Here is a 20760-nt window from a genome sequence, read left to right as displayed (position 1 = left end):
TTTAAAGTTTAGATAAGGCGCTCTTTGGCAATCAATTATATTTTACCAGCCTTTGATCTCTGCAACACGTTTGTTCAGTTCTTCGATTCCCTGATCAACCGTATACTGCTTAATCATTATCATTTCATGAACTTCGTCAAGAGCCTTACGAATTTCTTCGATCTTTGGGTCTAAAGGACGGTCAAATGTGTAATGAGTATAGGACAATGCTTCAATATTAGAGTCTCCCTCAGGGAAGAACTGTGCGGAAGCGATGGTCTTTAAAGATTCCTCTGTCTGGATACCGGTAAATACACCCTGTTCAGCCAGAATATTTGCTGCTTCTTTGCTTGTGGCAAATTTCACAAAATCCCAGGATAAGTCAGGTTCGTCCGTATAGGCACTGATTCCCACAGGAGTAAGAGCTCCTACCGTATATCCTGATTCTGTATCAGAAGGATGAGGAAGTCTTGCAATGCCCCAGTTAAAGGAGGTCTCATCTGCTGCACGGGACTGGATCATGGTGGCGATAAACCAGGTTCCCATTGGCATCATAGCACACTGCTGATTCTTAAATACAGAGGAATAATGGATATTTGCTGTCTTTAACGTGGAGTAATCCTGGATATATCCCTTATCCTGTAAGGAAAGAGCTGCCTCATACCATGGCTTTAAAAAGGAATAATCTTTTTCAACAACTGTATGCTTACCATCCTGAACGGCCCAGTTTGTTACAAGCGCCTGCCATGTATGATTATGTCCGCCGTATACCTTAGAGCTGCCTTCTCCGGAAGTCATCTTCGCAGCCAGTTCATTATACTGATCCCAGGTCATATCATTGGAAGGATATGCAACACCTGCTGCATCAAAAAGATCCTTATTGTAGTATAAAACATACCAGTCGGAACGGTACGGAAGTCCGTAGGTCACTCCGTTGTACTGAAGCTGCTCTGCAGCACCATTGTAAACGGATGTATCAAAGTTGTCTTTTTTCATGAAATCATCAAGAGGAAGAAGCTGCTTTTTATCAGCCATCTGAAGCATGGAGCCCATATCCTTTACCCAGATAATATCCGGATCCGGCTGAGCTGCTGATAAACTGATTCCTAAGGAATTGTTGTATTCATCAGCAGATGTATCAATAACTTTGATTTCCACATTGGGATTTTCCTTCATATAGGCATCAACCACTGACTGAAACTGAGGAGATGAATCATAGTCCCATGTCGTAACGGTAAGAACCTTCTTTTCACCAGAGTTCTGTGTTTTATCGCCTGCCTTTGCAGAATCTGCGGCAGTCGTTGCTCCGGTTGTATCTGTAGCACTGCTTTCACTTGTTTTGCTGCCACATGCAGTTAAAGATGCACACACCATTCCGGCTGCTAATGCCATAGCTAAAACCTTTTTTAATCTCATTGGTTTGAAACCTCCCTTTTATTAGAACTACGCGCGTGTTCTTTATGCTATAAAGATACCAGATCTGAGGCTATATCGGAATAAACGATTTGCATAATTATATTATTTTTTTAACGTTTTTCCTATTGCTATAAATGAAAACATATACTTTATTCAGATTTTTATATTTTTTTAAGATTCATTTCTATTTCGTTGAATTTCTGCGGAATAAAGGATATGATATTACTAAATTTAATCTCGTGCAGGCTGAGATGCAAAGTCGTGCATCTGGCATTGAACGGCTGTTCACGGGGGAGAAAGGATGAGATCATGCCCCGAACATTCCGGTATAAATTTCTTTTATACAATCTGCTGATGGTTATCATCATTGCATGTGCCGTGAGTTTTTATAACTATCACTCTTATTATAAGGATGCGTTAGAAAACGAAACAAAAAATACAGTGAACCGGGTCCAGATTTTGTCAGATCGGATGGAAGTGGCTTATAAGGAAATGGTCAACATTGTTGTTACCTGCTCCGAACGAAAATCGTTATTTTCCTCTCCTTCTTTTAAAATGGGAGACCACGGGGAATCTGCCTATATTAAGCTCTATGCCTCCAATGTGCTGAGAGATTTTTGTGCAATTTCAGGTTACAGTAAATATATTTATAAAATCACACTGTATAATAATGGAGAAGTTTTACAAGCCGGTAACGCTTACGGTTCCACCAGAGACGTAGGTGACATTCAAAATGCCCCCTGGTTTCATGATCTGCTTTACAGAGAAAATACCCAGTACCTTCTTTCTCTGGAGGACAACCCTTTTTCTCCTACCAATTATACTCCAAAGATTCTTCCACTTTTAAGGCCATTAAAATATGCTTCCAACGGGCAGCCGGAAGACGCATGGATATTTCTTGCTGTTTCTCCCAGGCTGTTTTCAGATACACTAAAAAGCATGGGAGACAGTCAGATCCTTTATGCGGCCACTTCAGACGGAAGTATTATTACTTCTGTGAACGGAGATTCTTTTAACGTTGACCATTTGCTTGGAACTTTAAAAGACAGGAAAGAACCCCAGGGAAATTTCCGTACCCGGCTTGGTGGCGAGGAATGCATCATCGCCTATGAAAAACAGGCTGTCAGCGGATTGATTTTTTTCCAGGTTCTTCCAGTTTCTTCTCTTAATCTGGATCATGGAGTGATCGGCGGCACTATCAGCCTTATTTTCTTTTTCTGTTTTGCCATCGGCCTGACCTTGTCCTGGTTTATATCCCGCCAGTTAAGCGCTCCCATCAGCCGCCTGAAAAAACGTCTGGAATTTATCTCCCAAGGTAACTTTGATCCGGACCGTTCCATTGAAACAGCTGATGAGATCGGAAGCATTGGAAAGCAGATTAACCAGATGTCCAGCCGGATCTCCGATCTTCTGGAAACAAGGGTACAAAGTGAGAAAGAAAAAAGGGATTTAGAAATTAAAATGCTTCAGGCCCAGATCAATCCTCATTTTCTTTATAATACCCTGGATTCTATTAAATGGATCGCAACCATGCAGAAAAACAGCGGAATCGTCCAGGTTGTCACTGCCCTGTCCTCTCTGCTGAAAAACATGGCAAAGGGATTTAATGAAAAAGTAACGCTTCGTCAGGAATTGGATTTTTTAGAGAACTATGTTATTATAGAAAAAATCCGGTACATTGAACTTTTTGACGTATCAACCCAGGTAGACCAGGAGGTTCTTTACGATGCCAAAATTGTGAAGCTGACCCTTCAGCCCATTGTGGAAAATGCTATATTTAACGGAATTGAACCCAGCGGAAGAAACGGGCTGATACAGATACGCGTATATACGGAAAACGGCATACTCTATATTTCTGTGAAAGACAATGGGATTGGAATATCACCTGAAAATATAGAAAAACTGCTGACAGATACCTCCCGTATTACAAGAAGTAATATGAGCGGAATCGGCCTTCCAAACGTGGACCGGAGATTAAAGCTTGTTTACGGAGAAGAATATGGCTTAAAGCTGGAAAGTGAATTAGACCAATATACATTGATTACCATTGCCCTACCACTGGAATTTTAGAATGAACTGACAAAGGGGTGCGAAACATTATGTATCGAATTATTATTATAGACGATGAGCCACTTATCCTGGCCGGCATCGCCTCCCTGATCGTATGGGAAAACTATGAATGCAGCATTATTGGAAAGGCCACCAATGGCCCTTCCGCCTTTGACATGATTATGGAGCTTCAGCCGGACATTGTTATAACGGATATTCGTATGCCCGTATTAAACGGTTTGGAACTGGTGGAAAAATGCAAAGAAAACAACTGTTCTTTTGCTTTTATTGTATTAACCAACTTAGAAGAGTTTCATCTGGTTAAAAAAGCACTTTCTCTGGGAGCCTCCGACTATCTGGTGAAAATTGATTTAAACGAAGACGCTCTGGTCGCTGCTTTAGAACGGGCTAAAGAATCCTGCGACTTATTTCTTAATAAAAAACACCATCTGATGGATAGACGTCAGGAAAACACGCAGGAAGACCTGGATAAGATAACGTTTCGACATCTTTTATTTTCCCAGGAAGAAGTCCCTGATATCCCCGAAGAACTTAAGGAGCAGTATCCGGCTCCTTTTGTCATCCTTTTTACCTTAAAACCCATTCACAGAAATTTTGAAACAGGGGAAGGAGGCTACGACCTGCATTCGGTAAGCAGGCAGCTGATTGATATCTTAGGCGGAATCGCGGCAAGATCTTTCTTTCATGATACAATTCTGGAATACCGGCAGGATACTTTTCTTATCATTGCCTCTTTTAAAGGAGATACTTTTTCCCAAAATTTGATCAGTGAATTCTGCCATAAATTCAGTGTGGCTCTAAAAACCTATTTTGAGTTATCTGCTGTTTTTGGGGTAAGCCGATCAAAGGAAAGGATGTCAGAGCTTCGGGAAGCGTTATATGAGGCCCAGACCGCACTGGATTATTATTACTTTGATTCTTCCTCCCAGGTAGTTTTATACCAGGGTCAGCCCTCTCATTTCAGCCAGGCAAAAAATTTCAACATCAATGTGTTTAAAAAAGAACTGGCAGCCTATATCAGTCAAAATGACAGTGAAAAGCTTGCTTCTATCTTTGAAGATATCATCACCCTGTTTCGTGAAAATAAGCCCCGAAAGGAACAGGCAACCAGTGCCTGCATTAATATCTATACTTATTTATACTCCTTCTTTGAAACAGGAAATAGCAACTATCAGGATATCTTCCCTTATACCATAAACATTGCGGAGCGGCTCAGTCAATTTAACAGCCTGGAGGACATTTTGGAATGGCTGAGAAGCTTCTGCCAAAAGCTTTGCAGGCTTCTAAACGACAGAAAGTCCACCCGTTCTGATAAACTGGCAGACCTGGCAAGAGGCTACATCAAAGAACACTATATGGAAAAGCTGACTCTGGTGGATGTTGCGGAAGCTTTAAATATCAGTTCCGGTCATTTAAGCAATACCTTTAAAAAGCTGACCGGAACCACTCTTTCTGATTATATTGCTCAGGTGAAGATCCAGCACGCCATGGAGCTTATTGACACTCACCAGTACCTGATGTATGACATCTCTGATAAACTGGGCTTTGATAACCCTTATTATTTCAGCAAGGTATTTAAAAAAGTTACTGGAATATCACCAAGAGAGCATGAAAACAGGATTCGATATCCGGATACAGATAAAGGAAGCTAAAAGCTATTGTCGCTTCCGCTGGACTTAATTCCATGGTTGAACTTCTGTTTTTATGGCTGTATGCGGCTGCTTTAGAGCTTCCTGCATCAATAAGAAAAAATAGTTATCCTGGCAGCCCTCTGCAAAGGAATAAAAGCTGTTACCAGTCAATAGATATTCTTTCATTCCAAGGAGACAGCGTAACATGGCAACTTCATCATCCGTAAGCCGTTCCCTTGCAAAAGGATTATTATAGAGACATTCCCCTCCAAGATTAATGGAATAAGTAGACAATGTATTAATGTCCTGGGTAATCTGAAAGGTTTGAACTAACGGCTGGTTATCTTTGGTCAGGCTGCGTACAACATCATCATCCATTTCACCACGAACCCCCTGTATATTCAGATGACGGGTCCGGATTTTTGAACGGTATTGTACATTAGACGCGAAATCATAAAAAGCTACTTTTCCGCTTTCGAATTCTATGGTGTATCTTGACCGGTCAGCAATGACGACCTCTCCATCCGTCTTAATTCCATCTCTAGAGTCGGTGACCGTCACAGGGAATTGATAGTTTTTACCAATTATTTGGGCTTTTTCAAATCCAACCCCTAACAGTTTTCGAATTAAACTGACACCGTGGTAGTCATGAGCCCAGGATATGGATAAGTTATGAACCTCCCCTAATATTCCTTTTTTTAGAGCCTTTAATTTTGCCTCATAAAGCGGCTGTAAAAAATACTGTTCCGCAATTTGAATCTTGGCATCTTGTTTGATAGAAGTGTCCCACAGGGAATGAAGGTCATTTAAGTTCATGGCAGGCGGTGTCTCCACTAACATTGGAATGCCATAAGGGATTAACCGTTTTATCATCTCAGGATTTCCATCCCTTCCAATGGCGATCACCACAAAATCAGGATTGGCAGATAAGCATTCCTTTATGGTCAAAGCTGTTGGAACGGAATGGGTTTGGGAAAATTCAGCTGCTTTCTCTTTATTTCGAAAAAAAACAGAAGTTACTTCGAATTTTTCAGATAGAACAAGGCCTATTCTTAAAAAGGCCATTGCCCGGAATCCATTTCCTATTATAGCATATCTAATTTTAGTCATGGGGTCCTCCTTAGATTATTAAATAACAAAACTGCAATAAGCCTGCATGTAATTACGTAGAATATTTTACCACTTTCTATTAAAATAGACCATCACAAAAATCTAATTGACTAGTTGAGAATCATATGCTAATGTAAAAACAGAGGATACTCTCGGTTTTGTGCAGGAGGATAGGCAATGAAAAAAGGAAGCAAAAGAAAGCTGGATATTCAGCAGGCAACAAGGTTACTTATAATTGAGAAAGGTTACTCAGCCGTTACAATGGCGGACATAAGCGAAGCACTTAAACTGTCGGTCGGGGGACTTTATTACCATTACCATTCTGTGGAAGAAATCTTTTTAGACATTGTTAAGAACGAAACCAGTGACGTATGGGGGATATTTTCCGAAGTAAAGGACATTGAAAGTTTAATAATTGCTTTTCGCTTATATTACCAGCTTGAAAAAGGCGACATGATGAATTTTGAAAATACGCTAAACTGTATATTTTATCCGTACTTTTTCAGTTTTCCTCCGGATGTAAGAAAAGAAAAAATGAGAGAAGCCTATTTGAACACAATAGATGCAATTAATACAATTCTTAAAAAGGTTTACAAAGATAAAGGGAATGTTAAGCTGTTAAGCCACCGCATTTATATCATGTTACATGGTTTAAACATACTTGCCACAACCGGACAGATTGATGAATTAATAATCGAAAATGAGTTTATGGAAGTGGAAAAACTCATGTGGCGACTGTACCATGAAAGCGAGGGAAGGCAATGAGCATATCTATAATTAAAAAACACGATTTTGAAAATTTCACGGCAGTGGAAAAGGTTCTGACAATAGATGGTAACCGTTGGAGATACACGGTTAGCGGGAACGGAAAGCGCTTTTTGCTTGCCATACTTTCAAATATTACGGGGCACTTGCTTGGGCTTGCGCTGGCGGAGGAGTTCCGGAAAGAATTTATAACAATAGCGCTTTCAGTTCCGCCTATGCATACGTTTGCCGACACAGCGAAAGGCCTCAAAGCCGTTCTGGATGCCGAACAGGTAACAAAGTGCAGTGTTATCGGCAATTCAAATGGTGGCGTTTATCTTCAAAACCTTATAAAGCAGTACCCCGGTATTGCTGATAAAATTGTATTTTCCCACAGCTTGACATCCATGAATCCAAGTGATGTCAACACCACAAATGCGTCAGAAGTCAGGATTTACAGCAAAATGCGTAAAATACTTAAAGTGCTGCCAGTTTCCGCATTGACATATGGGCTGGGCAGAGCGTTTTGCCCAAAACTGCGGTTGCAATCCGGAAAAGCAGATACAGATAAGTTAATTGCACTTTGCAAAGAGGATTTTAAAAGAATAACCAAACAGGATTTTTTTGCCATGGCAGATTGTATGGAAGATTTCCTCTTTAACCACATATTTACTTCTGATCCGTACATAAACAGACCGAAGGATATTCTGATAGTAGATAGCGAATCTGATAAATTGGCCAACCCAATGCAGCGCAAAGAGATGCTGGAGCTCTGCCCTAATGCCAATGAGTATCATTTTAAAACAGGTGGGCACGTTACAATTATAAACTGCCGTGAAGAATATTTTTTGTTGCTGCATAAGTTTTGGGATAAGCCGGATTAATCGTCATAAAAGTCTAATAATGCGCCATCGCAGAAACGCTCTGCTCTTACAGCTCCAATTAAAAGAGCTATCACGCATTTTGCAGCTGATTTTGATACATCAGCAGTTCTCCTCAGTATTATGAATGCCATAAGAGCAGGTTTTCATTTTCATAATGAAAATAATTTCTTCGTCTTTACCGAATTTTACTCCATCACCGCTATTATAAACAGCTCCATTGATTGTTTGAAAAGCACCTTTTCCTATCCCAAATCCAATCCTGATTGTTTGTTCGGCATAGGAAAGAATAGCCGCAAGAATGATACCTTTTTCAAGATCCCATTCAAGCCTAGTAACCTGTGCATTCGTCCTTGCCATAATTCCACTGATGGATCCCATTTTCCATTTTGACGGTAATGCGGGAAGAAACTCAACCTCTCCTGTATCTGAATATACAAGCATTTCATTGATAATCCCTACAGTCCCTAAAGAGGTATCTGTGCAATACACCCCCGCACTCCGGTCGGTATTATGATCCGTCATTAAGGAGGTAAAATAGATGTTACTGGACATAATTGTATGGAGCAGATCATATGCAGATTCTCCATTCTTAAGCCTGGCAGTAACCAGTGCTTTGTGGACCCACCCATGTGATGCGGTGTCATCCTTACCAGCGTTTTCTCTATTTCTATTTGCGATGGCTGAATTACAAGCTGCTATAAGTTTACCATTATTATGAACTTCATAGGCCGGCCATGCACAATATAAGTGACTTATATGACGATGTTCATTGTTTTCTGCATATTCATTCATCGCCCATTCACATAGAGTTCCAGTACTATCATATTTGTATTCCGGAAGCAGGTCCATTAGGTTCAGCCATTTATCCACATCCGTTTCATATCCATCGTAAGCCAGCGCTTTTTCAATTTCTATTATCATTTTTAGTCCATCCCGCGCAGCAGAAATATCCATAGTGGCATTGGCTGTAATTGGGCTGTTATATCCTTTCGGTCTGTTTTCAGGTGAATAGGACGGAATAATGATATATTTTTCTCCGGGTTCCAGGTTCCTCTTTCCCTCTTTGTAGCATGCCCGCCCATTAATATCTGTATAATATTCAGGCGTGAACAACTGCTTCCAGAAATTTGCCTGTTTCAAAAGGAGTGGATGCAGTATATCCTCCACCAGATTCAGATATTCCTTGTTGTACAGGTGACTAATTTTTTTGTTGACAGGTATCTTGCAATCCCCAAAACATTGCCAGAACTCATAGATTGGCAGAAGAATCCAGCTAGCGCCAGCATTCCAGTATTGAAACGGATAATATTGATCATACTCGAACATTACAGCACAATCGCCATCCGTATTTACAGGCACAAGGAGTGCATCTTTCATTCCGTAAACCTTGGCTGCATTCTCTTCCCAATCCCTCGCCTGTCTAAGGACAAAATAAATGTATCCCATTGACGCATCGACAACATTCCCTGTATTCATTCCAGAGACCTGAAGATTTACATTGGCATCCATTGTATAGGCGCCGCTCCATCCGGGATTCCATTCACCTGTCCATAATCCACAAAGCCGTGGAGCCGAGTTGCCTGCGCAACATACCTGCACATATCGACCCTGATTATAGGCTCTTTCAACAATTGCATCCAATAGCTCGCTGCAGCTCTTTTGTTTCCTTAACAATTCCTCATTAAATAAGCCTTTGTCTTTATCTGTATCCGGACCAAGACAAAATGACACCGCATTAAATAACGATGACTGCTTTTTCGCATGAGGGGTAAGTGCTGACTCATATGAAAAGTTACCTGTTTCATCCATGTATTTCCTAATAATTTTCTCAGTATCAGACAACAATTCATTGACCAGATCGTAATTTTTTTGGGCTGCAAATTCGTGTAATTTCCCCATCTGATGTGTACGGGCAGTCTTCGTGATTAAAAACACTTCATCTGCGCCGGTAATACGTATCACAGGATTTTTTTCCTCACCTACATTAATCATTTCATTTCTGTCAATTCCGGATACCTTTTTTTTCGTTCCACCAACGACAACCACCCTGGTAACTCCTGCATAGCCGCCTTCGGCAAGTTCACTGCCGTCATAGGAAGGATAATGCGCTACCATTGAGATATGTGTATCATCTTCATCCAACAGCTTTTTATATTGCACATTTTCTTCATCGCATTTTGCATCTTTATTAAACGCATCCTTACCGAAGTTTTTCATTGAAGATAAATCATCGATTGATAGATCCATATTGATTTTTACTCCAGCGTCCGATTGGGTGATTTTAGTGATGGTTACATTGTCTTCTCTTGATGTAAAAGTCCTTCTCGTCCATGTTCCGTTCTTGTCGGTATAACTGACAACGATCTCGCCTGATTCAAAATCCGTCTCCCGAACATATTCCAATGTTTTTTCCTGCGGCATGCTCAATCTGACCTGGTGACCGGGGTGAAAGCGATAATTATATGTACGAATTCTGTCATGTACATTCCAACTATCATCAAAATTAATCACTGCCTGTCTGGCCTCATGAAGTTCAGCTGTTACTTCAGGCGGCGTAAAGCGAGGTTCTGGTGTTGGCATTATAAAGTACATATTCTGATAGATAAGCGTTTCAGAATATGGAGAGCACGAACAGATTACTCCATTCTCTCCATTTCCAGTAACCATGCCGTCACGCCATCCTGGTTCAGTTGTCTCGTAATTATAATATGGGATAATATCAGTATAAGTATTGGAAGTTACCTTTGTTCTGTGTTTATCTTTCATATAAAATTCCTTTCACCTGCTTATTTAACCACACAAATAATTCAAATTATTATATTGTAATATCATAATATAAACCATGTCGCCACACAACCTCTTTGAAAAGGAAATGTCATATTTATAATTTAAGGGGCTGTTGTAAAAATAGATGAATCATCTATTGAGCAAAGAAAAGTGGGTGTCACTCCTTCACTTTATTATAGTGATTTTGCGACACCCTCAATCGTTATTCTAATGCTTTGTAAATAGCTCCAATCTTATCAATATTAGCCTCCGCCCGCCCAAAAAATCCGGCAATATATGTTCCTGCGGGTGCAGTTAAAGTAAGTGGGGTTCCACTTTTTACTCCACTTTCCAAAACACGGTTTTTGTTTGTTGTCAACTCCAGATAGAATATCCGGTCTGACCCCTTATAAGTATTTTTATAAACAACCGCCTTAATGATATATTCATCGTTTTCCAACGCCAAAGTCTTCTGAGTTCCGCCAGTTCCACCATTGCTAAGCACTGTACCATCCGCATAGGTCATTGATATGGCATCCACGCGATTTTCTCCCCTTATAGTAACGGACACAGGTCTGCTGAGTGTTGGTGATGGATTTCTCAAAAAATTAAACGCTATGCCACCAGATCCTCCCCATAAATCACTGTAAAGGATGCTATTATCCCTGGTATAGCTAAAGTTTGCACTTATGGCATAGTGATCAGAAAGCTGATTTCCTTCTGTGTCAGTGAAATAACTATTTTCAACCTTATAAGAGGTAGGATTCAGCGTAATTCCGGCACCGCTTCGATAAAAAATTTTATCTACAACTTCATTGTTGGCACTGGTCTCTCCAGACACTCCCAGCAATGCTTCTCCTCCCTTTTCCGGATAAATCCCATTTCTGATTTTTTCTATCCAGACATCTCTCATATCCAGCCTGTCCACAAATAAAGATTTTAAATCGTCATCAGCTCGGGTATATCTGCAATTGGTATCTCCAAACACAATCACTGCATGACCCTGAGAATATTGCTCAATATAGGTAGCAAGCTGATTTAGATTACTACGCCTTGCAGCCTCCGATTTCGGATCCGTATCCGCATCTGCGTGAAGATTGTAAACATCTACATAAACTCCATCTGCTACTTTAACTTGATTGTACATGAATCCCTTTGGAGTCAATTCATCACTACCGCTATCAAACTTACCATAACGGTCTGTCCATGTCTCCCGGTCTGTATCTCCAAAAGGATACTTTGACAGAAAATTCATACCATCACCAATTCCTGCTCCTCCTGAAGTAGGGGTTCTATATGGATGAGTATCATTTGCATAAAGCGAAGCGTGATAATTAAAATCTTCCTGTACATTTATTAAATCGTAGGCATAAAGCTTTGATCCAATTTGAGGAATATATTTCTTAGGATCTCCACTACTTGAAAACATTTCTGGCAGCCCTCCGATATTGTAGGATAGAACACTGAAAGTACCTGTGGTATTGCTTTCAGTACTTGCAGAAATGGAAATATTATTACTTCCAGTTATAAAAGTAGTTAATGCTAAAAAAACGAAACATTTTAATTGATTCTTACGTTTTATCATACTCAATAATCCCCCTTTAAATTGTGCATTTTTACAATTATAACAATTTAGATTATGTTTTTCTATGTGCAATTTGCCCTTACGCTCTTTAAATTATTGTATTTTTTGCTATTTTTTACCAATTTTATTAAGTAATTAAAAAAGAAAAACCCGCAGCTCAAGCAGTTGAGCTGCGGATAATTTTGCATTACTAATTAGCAGTTTACAGTGTTATGACAGTATCAGTAAAATTCTCAACCGATGCACTTTTTTCATGAAACCGAACCGCATTTTTTAAGATCCCCTCAAAAGAATAATATACATCTCCCGGCTTGATCGGAAGCTTTACCCGTTCTTTTAAACAGCCGGCTTTGTAGATAGCTGTAATCAGCTCCACAGTCCTTCTCCCGTCTTCCCCGGTAATCAAAGGTCTGGTTCCGGTCTCAACTGCACGAAGGATATCATCAATCTCTCCGGTGTGCCCTTCATATAAAAGATCCGGTATTTCCTCATAAAAGGCTTGAATTTTGTCAAGCAGCTCCCGATTCCCCCCTTTCTCAGGGAAGCCATTGGCCTTTGAGATTTCTGCTTTTAAATCCCACGGTACCGAAAGCTTTGCATCCGCACACTGCAGCTCTATACCCTGCTGTTCTCCGTGATGTATAACAGAACTTGTTACCTGCGCCAGACTTCCGTCCTGGTATTCTAACATGGCAAGAGACAAGTCCTCTACCTCTGAATTGTCATGCATCACGTTTGCCAGCATGGCCATGACTGCATCCGGCAGTTTTCCTTCCAACCAGTTAAGCATATCAATATGGTGTACCGCATGATTTAAGGTAGGACCGCCCCCTTCCTTTTCCCAAAGCCCTCTCCACCACAAATCATAATAGCAATGTCCTCTCCACCAGCTGGAGTTTACATGTACGCAGCAGATCTTACCGGCGATTTTGCTATCAACCACTTTTTTTAATTTGTAGATCTGGTTTCGAAAACGATTTTGTGCAATACACGCCATAATTACATGATTTCTCTTTTCCGCGTCCAACATGGCGTCGCACTCCTGAAGGCAGGCAGCCATGGGTTTTTCCACCACAACATGACAGCCTGCATCCATGGAGTGAATGGCGATTTCTCCATGGACGTACGGCGGGGTGCATATGTGGATTACATCAATATTAAGACCGGAATCAAGCATTTTCTGATGATCATCAAAAATCCTGCAGCTCAAATGATACTTCTCCTTTAAAGCTTCCGCTTTCTCCGGATAAATATCACACAAAGCAACGATACGGCATCTGTCTGGAAACGTAAGAAGGCTTTCGATATGTGCCGGGGCGATATTTCCCGTTCCAACAACCGCAATATCTAACATGGTTTCTGCCCCCCTGCTTCCTCTTGTATATTAATTGCCTGGTTTTGCGCCCTGACGCACAGCTCTGCCGCCTTGAAAGCATGTTCCTGAGTCATGGCATTCTCCGTCCGGTTCATACAGTCTAAAATTAACTGACCAAAGAACGGGTATCCCACCATTCCGGTCACTTCAAAATGCTGCTCTCCTTCCTCATTGACCAGAAAGACATGATTTGAGCTTCCGTCACAGGCTCCGATATTTACGTATTTTCGCAATTCGATATAACCTTTTGTGCCAAGAATGAAGGTTCTTCCGTCACCCCAGGTGGAAAGTCCTTTTGGAGTAAACCAGTCTACACGAAAATGCTGGGTTGCCCCATTGTCTCCCAGAAGTACCGCATCCCCGAAATCTTCCAGTTCAGGATAATCCGGATGCCCGAAATTCCCCACCTGGGAATACTGCACTTTTGCATCCTTTACCTTACAGTAATACAGAAACTGTTCAATCTGGTGGCTTCCAATGTCACACAATATGCCGCCATATTTTTCCTTTATAAAAAACCAGTCCGGTCTGTCCTTAGGATCTCCCACTCTGTGTGGACCAAAGCCGTCAATATGTATGGGGGTTCCAATTGCTCCCTGCTCAATCAGCTGTCCGGCAAAAACCGCTGCCTCCACATGGATCCGCTCACTGTAATATACCATATATTTCTTCCCGGTTCGTTTCACCATTTCCTTTGCGGCTGTCAGCTGCTCCAAAGTGGTAAGAGGTGCTTTATCTGTAAAATAATCTTTTCCCGCTTCCATTACCCGAAGACCCAGTGCACAGCGCAGGCTTGTTACTGCAGCGGAACAGACCATATGCACCATGGGATCTTTCAGGATCTGCTCCTCAGATTCTGCCACCTGAACCTCAGGAAAAACTTTGACAAAGTTAGCCACTTTTACCGGGTCGGGATCATATACCCATTTCAGTACTGCCCCCGCCTCAGTTAAACCATTGCACATCCCATAAATATGCCCATGGTCCAAGGCAATCGCCGCTATGAAAAAATCCCCTTTTAAAACCACAGGCTCTGGTTTTCCTTTTGGCGCATAATTCATGCCATCATTTCTACTGTACATCTTTTTGTCTCCTTTCACTTTCTGTCTGTTTCCTGCAAAGCTTACTTCCCGGCAAATACTCCGTCATAATAATCGGTTCGCTCTTTGATAATCTGGTCGTATCCTGCTTTCTTTAGTTTATCCTTAAACTCCTGTAATGTGGTAACAAATTTATCCGGCTGGCAGGTAACTAATTTTACGAAATACTCTTCCCTGATTACACTGATCTCCGTATTTTTCTCTGTAGCGGTTGGTGCAGTAAACGTTGGATCGTGTCTTATTGTCCCAACAGAAGCATTTTTAAAATTGTCCAGCACATAGTTTTCATATCCGGGACATTCCTTAGAGGTCGCCAGTGCGAATTCATCGGCAGTCTTATAATAACCCTGGTTTCCAATTATAAACAGATCATGTCTGGTCCAGTCTTTGTCCTTTGTATTATAACTCGCATCAAGAACACAGGGAACCCCTGCATCATCATATTTGAAATGCTCTCCTTCAAATCCGTGGAAAATTGTAAATCCGCCCTCCTTGGTAGCAAGCCAATCCAGATAAGTTACGGCTGCTTCCACATTCTTTGCTGATTTAGGAATAAAGAGATAGGCACCGTTAATGGGATAATTCTTATTATAGATTTCCCCGTCATTTTCATTTTTTATGGGAGGAATGCTAATGACATCCGCTTTGGGGTCCGTTGACTGAAGCACCTTTAATAAGCTTCCACGGAGACTGTCTACATTATAGTTGACATTGGATTCAAAACAGCCTACTTTTCCGTTAACAAAATCCTCTTTTAAGGCGTTTTCCGTAGTGTCCACATAATATTCCGGATCTATCAGCCCTTCATTATACAATTGGTTCATCCATTTGAAATACTCTCCAAAGCCCGGATCCATATAAATTAAGCTGGTTGCAGAGTCTGCTTCGATTGCATAAGCTTTTTCATCTTTTACGTTCTTTAAAAATGAGGTAGCCATTACCCCCGCAATATCGCTGGCTTTGGTACATACCCAAAAGCTCGCCGCAAAAGAATCGGGCTTATATTTTTTAAATTCCTGCAGAACGTGGTACATCTCCTCTTTCGTTGTGGGAGGCTGTAAACCCAGCTCATCCAGCCAGTCTTTACGGATAAAGAGATTTGTTGAGGCTGTAGTGGAACGTCTTGCCGGAATGGCCCACAGCTCTCCCTGCTGATTCCGCCCCAGATCCATACAGTCTTTACCAATATATTCTTTTAGGTTTTTTGCCTGATCTTCTCCATCCACATAGGGTGACAGGTCATAGGTTCCTCCATCTTTATAAAATCCTTCCACAATAGAGGATGTATAGCAGATCATAATATCCGGACCGGTGCCGGATGCCATCATAAGTTGGGCTTTATTCACTTCATCCGATCTTGGAACAGCCACAAATTTAACGTTAACACCTACTTTATTCATTTCCTGATTGATGTATTTTGTCCATCTGTTGTCAATTACTGTACTCCCCTCCGGTGCATTGCTTCTGTCAAATACTTCAACCGTTATCGTCACATCATCAAATTTTTTAGAACCATAGGTAGTTTTTAATTCTTCTTTTCCTCCTGCTGCCTCGGATACCGCGGTACCCTTTGTGTCTGCATTTTTAGAAACCTCTCCCGTACTTTTGCAGCCAATCAGACTGACTGCCATTGCGAAAACCAATCCCCCTGCCAGAAAACGCCTTACCTTTTTCATATACCTTCCTCCAATCATATAATTTAGTGTATTAAAATCCCGGACTTGTCAGCCTTTCACAGAGCCCAGCATAACACCCTTTACAAAATATTTCTGAAGCCATGGATAGACAGCCAGTATGGGAACTGTTCCAACTACGATACATGCCATCTTTAACGATTCTGCCATTACCTGCTGTGCCAGTCCCTCGTTGCCTGCCGCCCCCAGCTCTCCAGCAAAAAGAAGACTTCTCAGCCGAAGCTGGAGGGTATACTTTTCAGGGGACTGAATATAAATAAGAGCATTAAAATAATCATTCCAGTAATAAACAGCATAGAAAAGTCCGATGGTAGCGATAATCGGCATGGACAGGGGAAGAACAATCTTAAAGAGAATCTGGACGTCCGTTGCTCCGTCAAGATAAGCAGCCTCTTCCAGACTTTTTGGGATTTCCCTGAAAAAAGTTCTCATTACAATGAAATTAAAAACATTAACAGCAGAGGGAATATAAAGTGACGTAAGCTGGTCATACATTCCCAGATTTTTTATAACCAGAAAGGTTGGAATAATACCTCCGTTAAAATACATGGTAAACAGAATCATTCCGGATATCCATCTCCGTCCCTTTAATTTATCCTTTGAAAGTGCATAGGCTGCAAATACAGTAAGTATCAGACCAATGGCAGTTCCTAGCATTGTTACCACCATGGTTACTCTCATTGCTGTCCAGATCTGTCCTCTATGTACAATCTCCTTATATGCATCCAGCTGCATTTCAATTGGGAAAAAAGTAACGGTTCCGGATAAAACTGCCCGGTTGCTGCTAAAAGAATAAGCAACTACATTTAAAAATGGATAAAAGCATATAACTACCAGGATTGTCAGCAACAAATAGTTTATCACAGTTCCCCAATTAATTGCTTTCTTTTTACTGACACGTATCTTGTTCATAATGATATCCCCCTCTCTATAAGATCCCCTCTTCTCCAATCAGTTTGGCAATACGATCTGCAAGAATCAGTATGAAAATATTAACGGCTGACTGAAACAGACCGATTACTGTAGATAAACTGTACTCTGCCTTTACAATACCCAGACGATAAATATAGGTACTGATCACTTCTGACACATTGATAACCTTGGTGTTGCCAAGAAGCAAAGGAGCGTCCAGACCGATACTCATCATTTTACTGATAGACAGAATCAGCATGACAATAATCACTGACCGGATCATAGGAAGGGTGATATAGAGGATACGCTGAACTTTGCCTGCACCGTCTATGTAGGCTGCCTCATAGAGGGATTCATCAATACCGGTTATAGCCGCCAGATAAATAATTGTTCCCCAGCCAATTTCCTTCCACACATTGCATATAACATAAGTGAAGATCCACCATCCGCTGCTGTTTAAGAACGGAATCGCATTGAATCCCAGATGCTTCATCATCTGATTTACGCTTCCATCGGTCTGTGCAAAAAGATTGGTTGCAATACCTGCCACTACCACCCATGACATAAAGTGAGGAAGATAAAGAAATGACTGGGATACGCGCCGGAACAAGGGATACTTAACTTCATTCAGCATTAATGCAACCAGTATGGTTAATGGAAAATTCACAGCCAGTGTAGACAGATTAAGTATTAAGGTGTTTTTAATGGACAGCCAGAAGAGATCTGTCTGGAAAACCTGTTTAAAGTTAAGTAAACCAACCCATTTGCTCCCGGTAATTCCCTTAAAAACATTATAATCTTTAAAGGCAATAATGAGGCCGTACATAGGCACATATTTAAATACAATATAATAGGTAATGACAGGTACCAGCATCAAATACAGCCATTTATCTCTCCAGATATAAAACCAGATATTTTTACTGTCTGAATGCCTGGATTGGTATCCAACCTGACGTTGTTTTGCCCACTTCATTTTCATATTCTCCCTTCGCTCTTTCATATACTTAAATTTACCGGACCCCCTCCCCGTATACAACGGTAGATTTCTATTTAGGAGTATGAATAACTATCATGGAGGATCAAAATCTATTATTTCCGTGTAGATTTATGGTATCACTTGAAAACAAACTTTATCCTGTGCTATAGTTAAAGTTAGCCTAAGAGCAAGGATCCACCGTATTGAGAATATTTCAGCGTAGGAGGCTTTTATGAATCTATTTTCGAATAAGAACTGGGTAAGCAGAAAGAAAAGAGGATTCCGCAGATATTTGTACCGAATCCTTCTTTCTAACATCCTCCTTATTTTAATTCCCATCAGTGTCCTGGGCTTTTTCTGGTACCACATGATGTCACAACAGGCAAAACAGAAATTCTATCAGCAGAAATCCATTGACATAAATGAAATTGCTTCCGGGATCAATCAGCGAATTAAAAGCATAAAGATGGAAACTGCTACGGAAATCGGCGAAAAGAGATATAGTACCTACACCTATTCAAACGACTATAATACAGATTTATCCATGATTTCAAAAAGGCTGTCCGCCATGACACAAAAATACTACTTAATTGATTCCGTATATTTTTACGACAGGACAACCGGCAAAATCTATAATTCAAAAACCGGAAGGTATCTTTTCTCAGAATTTTATGATACCAAATGGTTAAATGATATAAACGACAACATCTACAGCATACAGCAGCTGCCTCCCCGCCTGATCTTTGATGATGAATCTTTGTTTGACAAGTACAGCTTTTTATACAATAAGCGGAATAATCTTGTCCTTTCTCTCGTTATAAAGGGCAGACCGGATTTCTATCTGGTAACTAACATCAGTATAAAGAGCTTATACAATGAAATTGTTGATTCCTACCATCTGACCGATAATCATATGGAATTTTTTATTCTGGACAGAGATGGCAAGCTTATTGAGGGAGACAGCCGGTATGCAGAATGGAAAGAACTGATCCGTCAGCCTGCCAGAGAGCTGGATAATGGAGTGACTTATATCGTCTGCAATAATCGTATATATTTTATGAAATCCGTTAACTTTAATGCTTTATCAGTTACTTCTTATCCCCTCAGCGATTCTTATCAGGAAGCTGTTTATCTGGGAAAGTACATACTTCTGATTTGTATCGGACTAATCCTTTTTTCCCTGATCATCTCATTTTATATGGCAAAACGATTATACAGGCCGATTAATATTCTATATTCAGATGTTGCAAAAGGTACCAGAAATTCTCCACAGGAACACGTGACAGATGAAATCGATATGCTGAAACAAGTATTTTCAGAAATGAACACATTTAATTCCAATGCCAGATTAAAATTAAAACGATTTGATGAATTAAGTAAGGCGTTTAACTTCAGAAGTTTTCTGGAAAACTGGAAGTATACAACTGAATTTACGAATGACCATCCCTATCTGTTTGATAAAAACGGAAACTGCCACTGCGAAATGCTGTTGGTGAAATTCGATATCACCGATATGAAATTGTCACCTGATGATGAGTTGTTATTCCGTCTGAACCTGCAGGAAGTACTGCGAAGCTATCTCCAGTCTTCCATGAAAGGAGTTTTAGCAAAAACCGAGGAAGAGACTCTGGTCTTGCTCTATCAGGGTAATGAAGTGGAGAGTCTTGAGCAGACAAGAACAGTTCTGGCTGATACGGTAATTAAGTTGACAAACCAGAACGCATATTTCGGCATCAGTCAGCCCATATGTAATGCGGAAGAAATTTTAGAAGAGTACCCCAAATGTCTTGAAACAGTCAAAAACTCATATTTTTTCAACTGGAAAAATGAACTTACCACATTCAAAAAAATTGAGAAAAGTCTGGATTCTGATGAAGTATATACGATGTTATTAAATATTAATACATCGTTTATCCGTAGCATTGTCTCTCAAAACGAACAGGAAACAGAGCGACTGCTACTGGAGTTGGAAGATAAACTTGAGGAAATCAGGAATGCCTCTCAGGTCAGGGATGTATTTAACCGGATACTGGTGGAGCTGGATCACGAATTTCATTTCACCAGGCTGATGGATACCAACCTTTTAGATGCTTTATATGAGTATAAAACATTAGCGGATATGATTCATTCCAGCAGAAAGCTTCTCATGAATATCAGCATTCATTATAAAAGCAACGACGCAAAAGAAACCAATTACTGTGATATGGCAAAGCAATATCTAAATGAACACTATATGAATGACATGAATATCACTGATACGGCTGACTATCTGAATATCAGCTACTCTTATCTCAGTAAAATTTTCCGGGCACAAACCGGATTGACCTTAACCGATTACTTAAATAACATACGAATTGACAAAAGCAAGGAATACCTTACTGATACGATTCTTACGTTAACTGAAATATCGGAACTGGTAGGATATAATAACGTGCAAAGCTACCAACGTTTTTTCAAAAAGTATGTAACCATGACTCCGGGAGAATACAGAAAGCTTCAGACTTCCAGATTGTTTTAG

The 20760-nt window shown here is 40.5% G+C and carries 14 protein-coding genes; 5 read left to right on the top strand and 9 right to left on the bottom strand.

Annotated features, from left to right (window positions below):
* Nucleotides 1–42: 42 nt before the first annotated feature.
* Nucleotides 43–1395 carry an ABC transporter substrate-binding protein gene (locus tag ACOAOT_RS05545; RefSeq protein WP_420216072.1) on the bottom strand — a complete coding sequence of 451 codons (1353 nt, stop codon included), beginning with the start codon at nt 1393–1395 and terminating at the stop codon, nt 43–45.
* 309 nt (nt 1396–1704) lie between these two features.
* Here ACOAOT_RS05545 and ACOAOT_RS05540 point away from each other — a divergent pair, with 309 nt between their 5' ends.
* Nucleotides 1705–3465, top strand: coding sequence for a sensor histidine kinase (locus ACOAOT_RS05540; RefSeq protein ID WP_420216071.1), 1761 nt, complete (start codon nt 1705–1707; stop codon nt 3463–3465).
* Between the two features lie 29 nt (nt 3466–3494).
* Nucleotides 3495–5117 carry a response regulator transcription factor gene (locus ACOAOT_RS05535; protein ID WP_420216070.1) on the top strand — a complete coding sequence of 541 codons (1623 nt, stop codon included), beginning with the start codon at nt 3495–3497 and terminating at the stop codon, nt 5115–5117.
* A gap of 24 nt (nt 5118–5141) precedes the next feature.
* On the opposite strand, the gene ACOAOT_RS05530 is transcribed toward ACOAOT_RS05535, so the two are convergent.
* Nucleotides 5142–6206 (bottom strand): Gfo/Idh/MocA family protein, encoded by a 1065-nt coding sequence (locus ACOAOT_RS05530; RefSeq protein WP_420216068.1) that lies wholly within the window; start codon nt 6204–6206, stop codon nt 5142–5144.
* A 177-nt stretch (nt 6207–6383) separates the two neighbouring features.
* Here ACOAOT_RS05530 and ACOAOT_RS05525 point away from each other — a divergent pair, with 177 nt between their 5' ends.
* Together ACOAOT_RS05525 and ACOAOT_RS05520 are read left to right on the top strand one after the other, a co-directional pair.
* Nucleotides 6384–6971, top strand: coding sequence for a TetR/AcrR family transcriptional regulator (locus tag ACOAOT_RS05525; RefSeq protein WP_420216067.1), 588 nt, complete (start codon nt 6384–6386; stop codon nt 6969–6971).
* A gap of 113 nt (nt 6972–7084) precedes the next feature.
* Nucleotides 7085–7834: an alpha/beta fold hydrolase gene (locus tag ACOAOT_RS05520; protein WP_420216066.1), complete on the top strand. Its 750-nt coding sequence runs from the start codon at nt 7085–7087 to the stop codon at nt 7832–7834.
* 99 nt (nt 7835–7933) lie between these two features.
* On the opposite strand, the gene ACOAOT_RS05515 is transcribed toward ACOAOT_RS05520, so the two are convergent.
* The 7 genes from ACOAOT_RS05515 to ACOAOT_RS05485 all read right to left on the bottom strand — a co-directional run bounded on the left by ACOAOT_RS05515 (nt 7934) and on the right by ACOAOT_RS05485 (nt 18239).
* Complete coding sequence (locus ACOAOT_RS05515) at nt 7934–10600, bottom strand: glycosyl hydrolase family 95 catalytic domain-containing protein (RefSeq protein WP_420216065.1); 2667 nt, start codon at nt 10598–10600, stop codon at nt 7934–7936.
* A gap of 223 nt (nt 10601–10823) precedes the next feature.
* Entirely contained in the window at nt 10824–12185 is a 1362-nt protein-coding gene (locus ACOAOT_RS05510) for a jacalin-like lectin (RefSeq protein WP_420216064.1), read from the bottom strand.
* A 202-nt stretch (nt 12186–12387) separates the two neighbouring features.
* Nucleotides 12388–13539 (bottom strand): Gfo/Idh/MocA family protein, encoded by a 1152-nt coding sequence (locus tag ACOAOT_RS05505; protein ID WP_420216063.1) that lies wholly within the window; start codon nt 13537–13539, stop codon nt 12388–12390.
* A complete protein-coding gene (locus tag ACOAOT_RS05500; RefSeq protein ID WP_420216062.1) occupies nt 13533–14642 on the bottom strand; it encodes a Gfo/Idh/MocA family protein in 1110 nt (369 codons plus the stop codon). The genes ACOAOT_RS05505 and ACOAOT_RS05500 overlap by 7 nt, the downstream gene beginning before the upstream one ends.
* A gap of 41 nt (nt 14643–14683) precedes the next feature.
* Nucleotides 14684–16336: an extracellular solute-binding protein gene (locus ACOAOT_RS05495; RefSeq protein ID WP_420216061.1), complete on the bottom strand. Its 1653-nt coding sequence runs from the start codon at nt 16334–16336 to the stop codon at nt 14684–14686.
* 48 nt (nt 16337–16384) lie between these two features.
* Entirely contained in the window at nt 16385–17266 is an 882-nt protein-coding gene (locus ACOAOT_RS05490) for a carbohydrate ABC transporter permease (RefSeq protein ID WP_104437245.1), read from the bottom strand.
* A 16-nt stretch (nt 17267–17282) separates the two neighbouring features.
* Nucleotides 17283–18239, bottom strand: a complete 957-nt coding sequence (locus ACOAOT_RS05485; protein WP_420216060.1) for an ABC transporter permease — start codon at nt 18237–18239, stop codon at nt 17283–17285.
* A gap of 235 nt (nt 18240–18474) precedes the next feature.
* On the opposite strand from ACOAOT_RS05485, the gene ACOAOT_RS05480 reads away from it, so the two are divergent.
* Entirely contained in the window at nt 18475–20760 is a 2286-nt protein-coding gene (locus ACOAOT_RS05480; protein WP_420216059.1) for a helix-turn-helix domain-containing protein, read from the top strand.

The organism is Lacrimispora struthionigena, from assembly GCF_048627165.1.
Classification (GTDB): domain Bacteria; phylum Bacillota; class Clostridia; order Lachnospirales; family Lachnospiraceae; genus Lacrimispora.
Note: the sequence above shows the minus strand (reverse complement) of the source record. Positions and strands in the feature narration are given on the sequence as shown.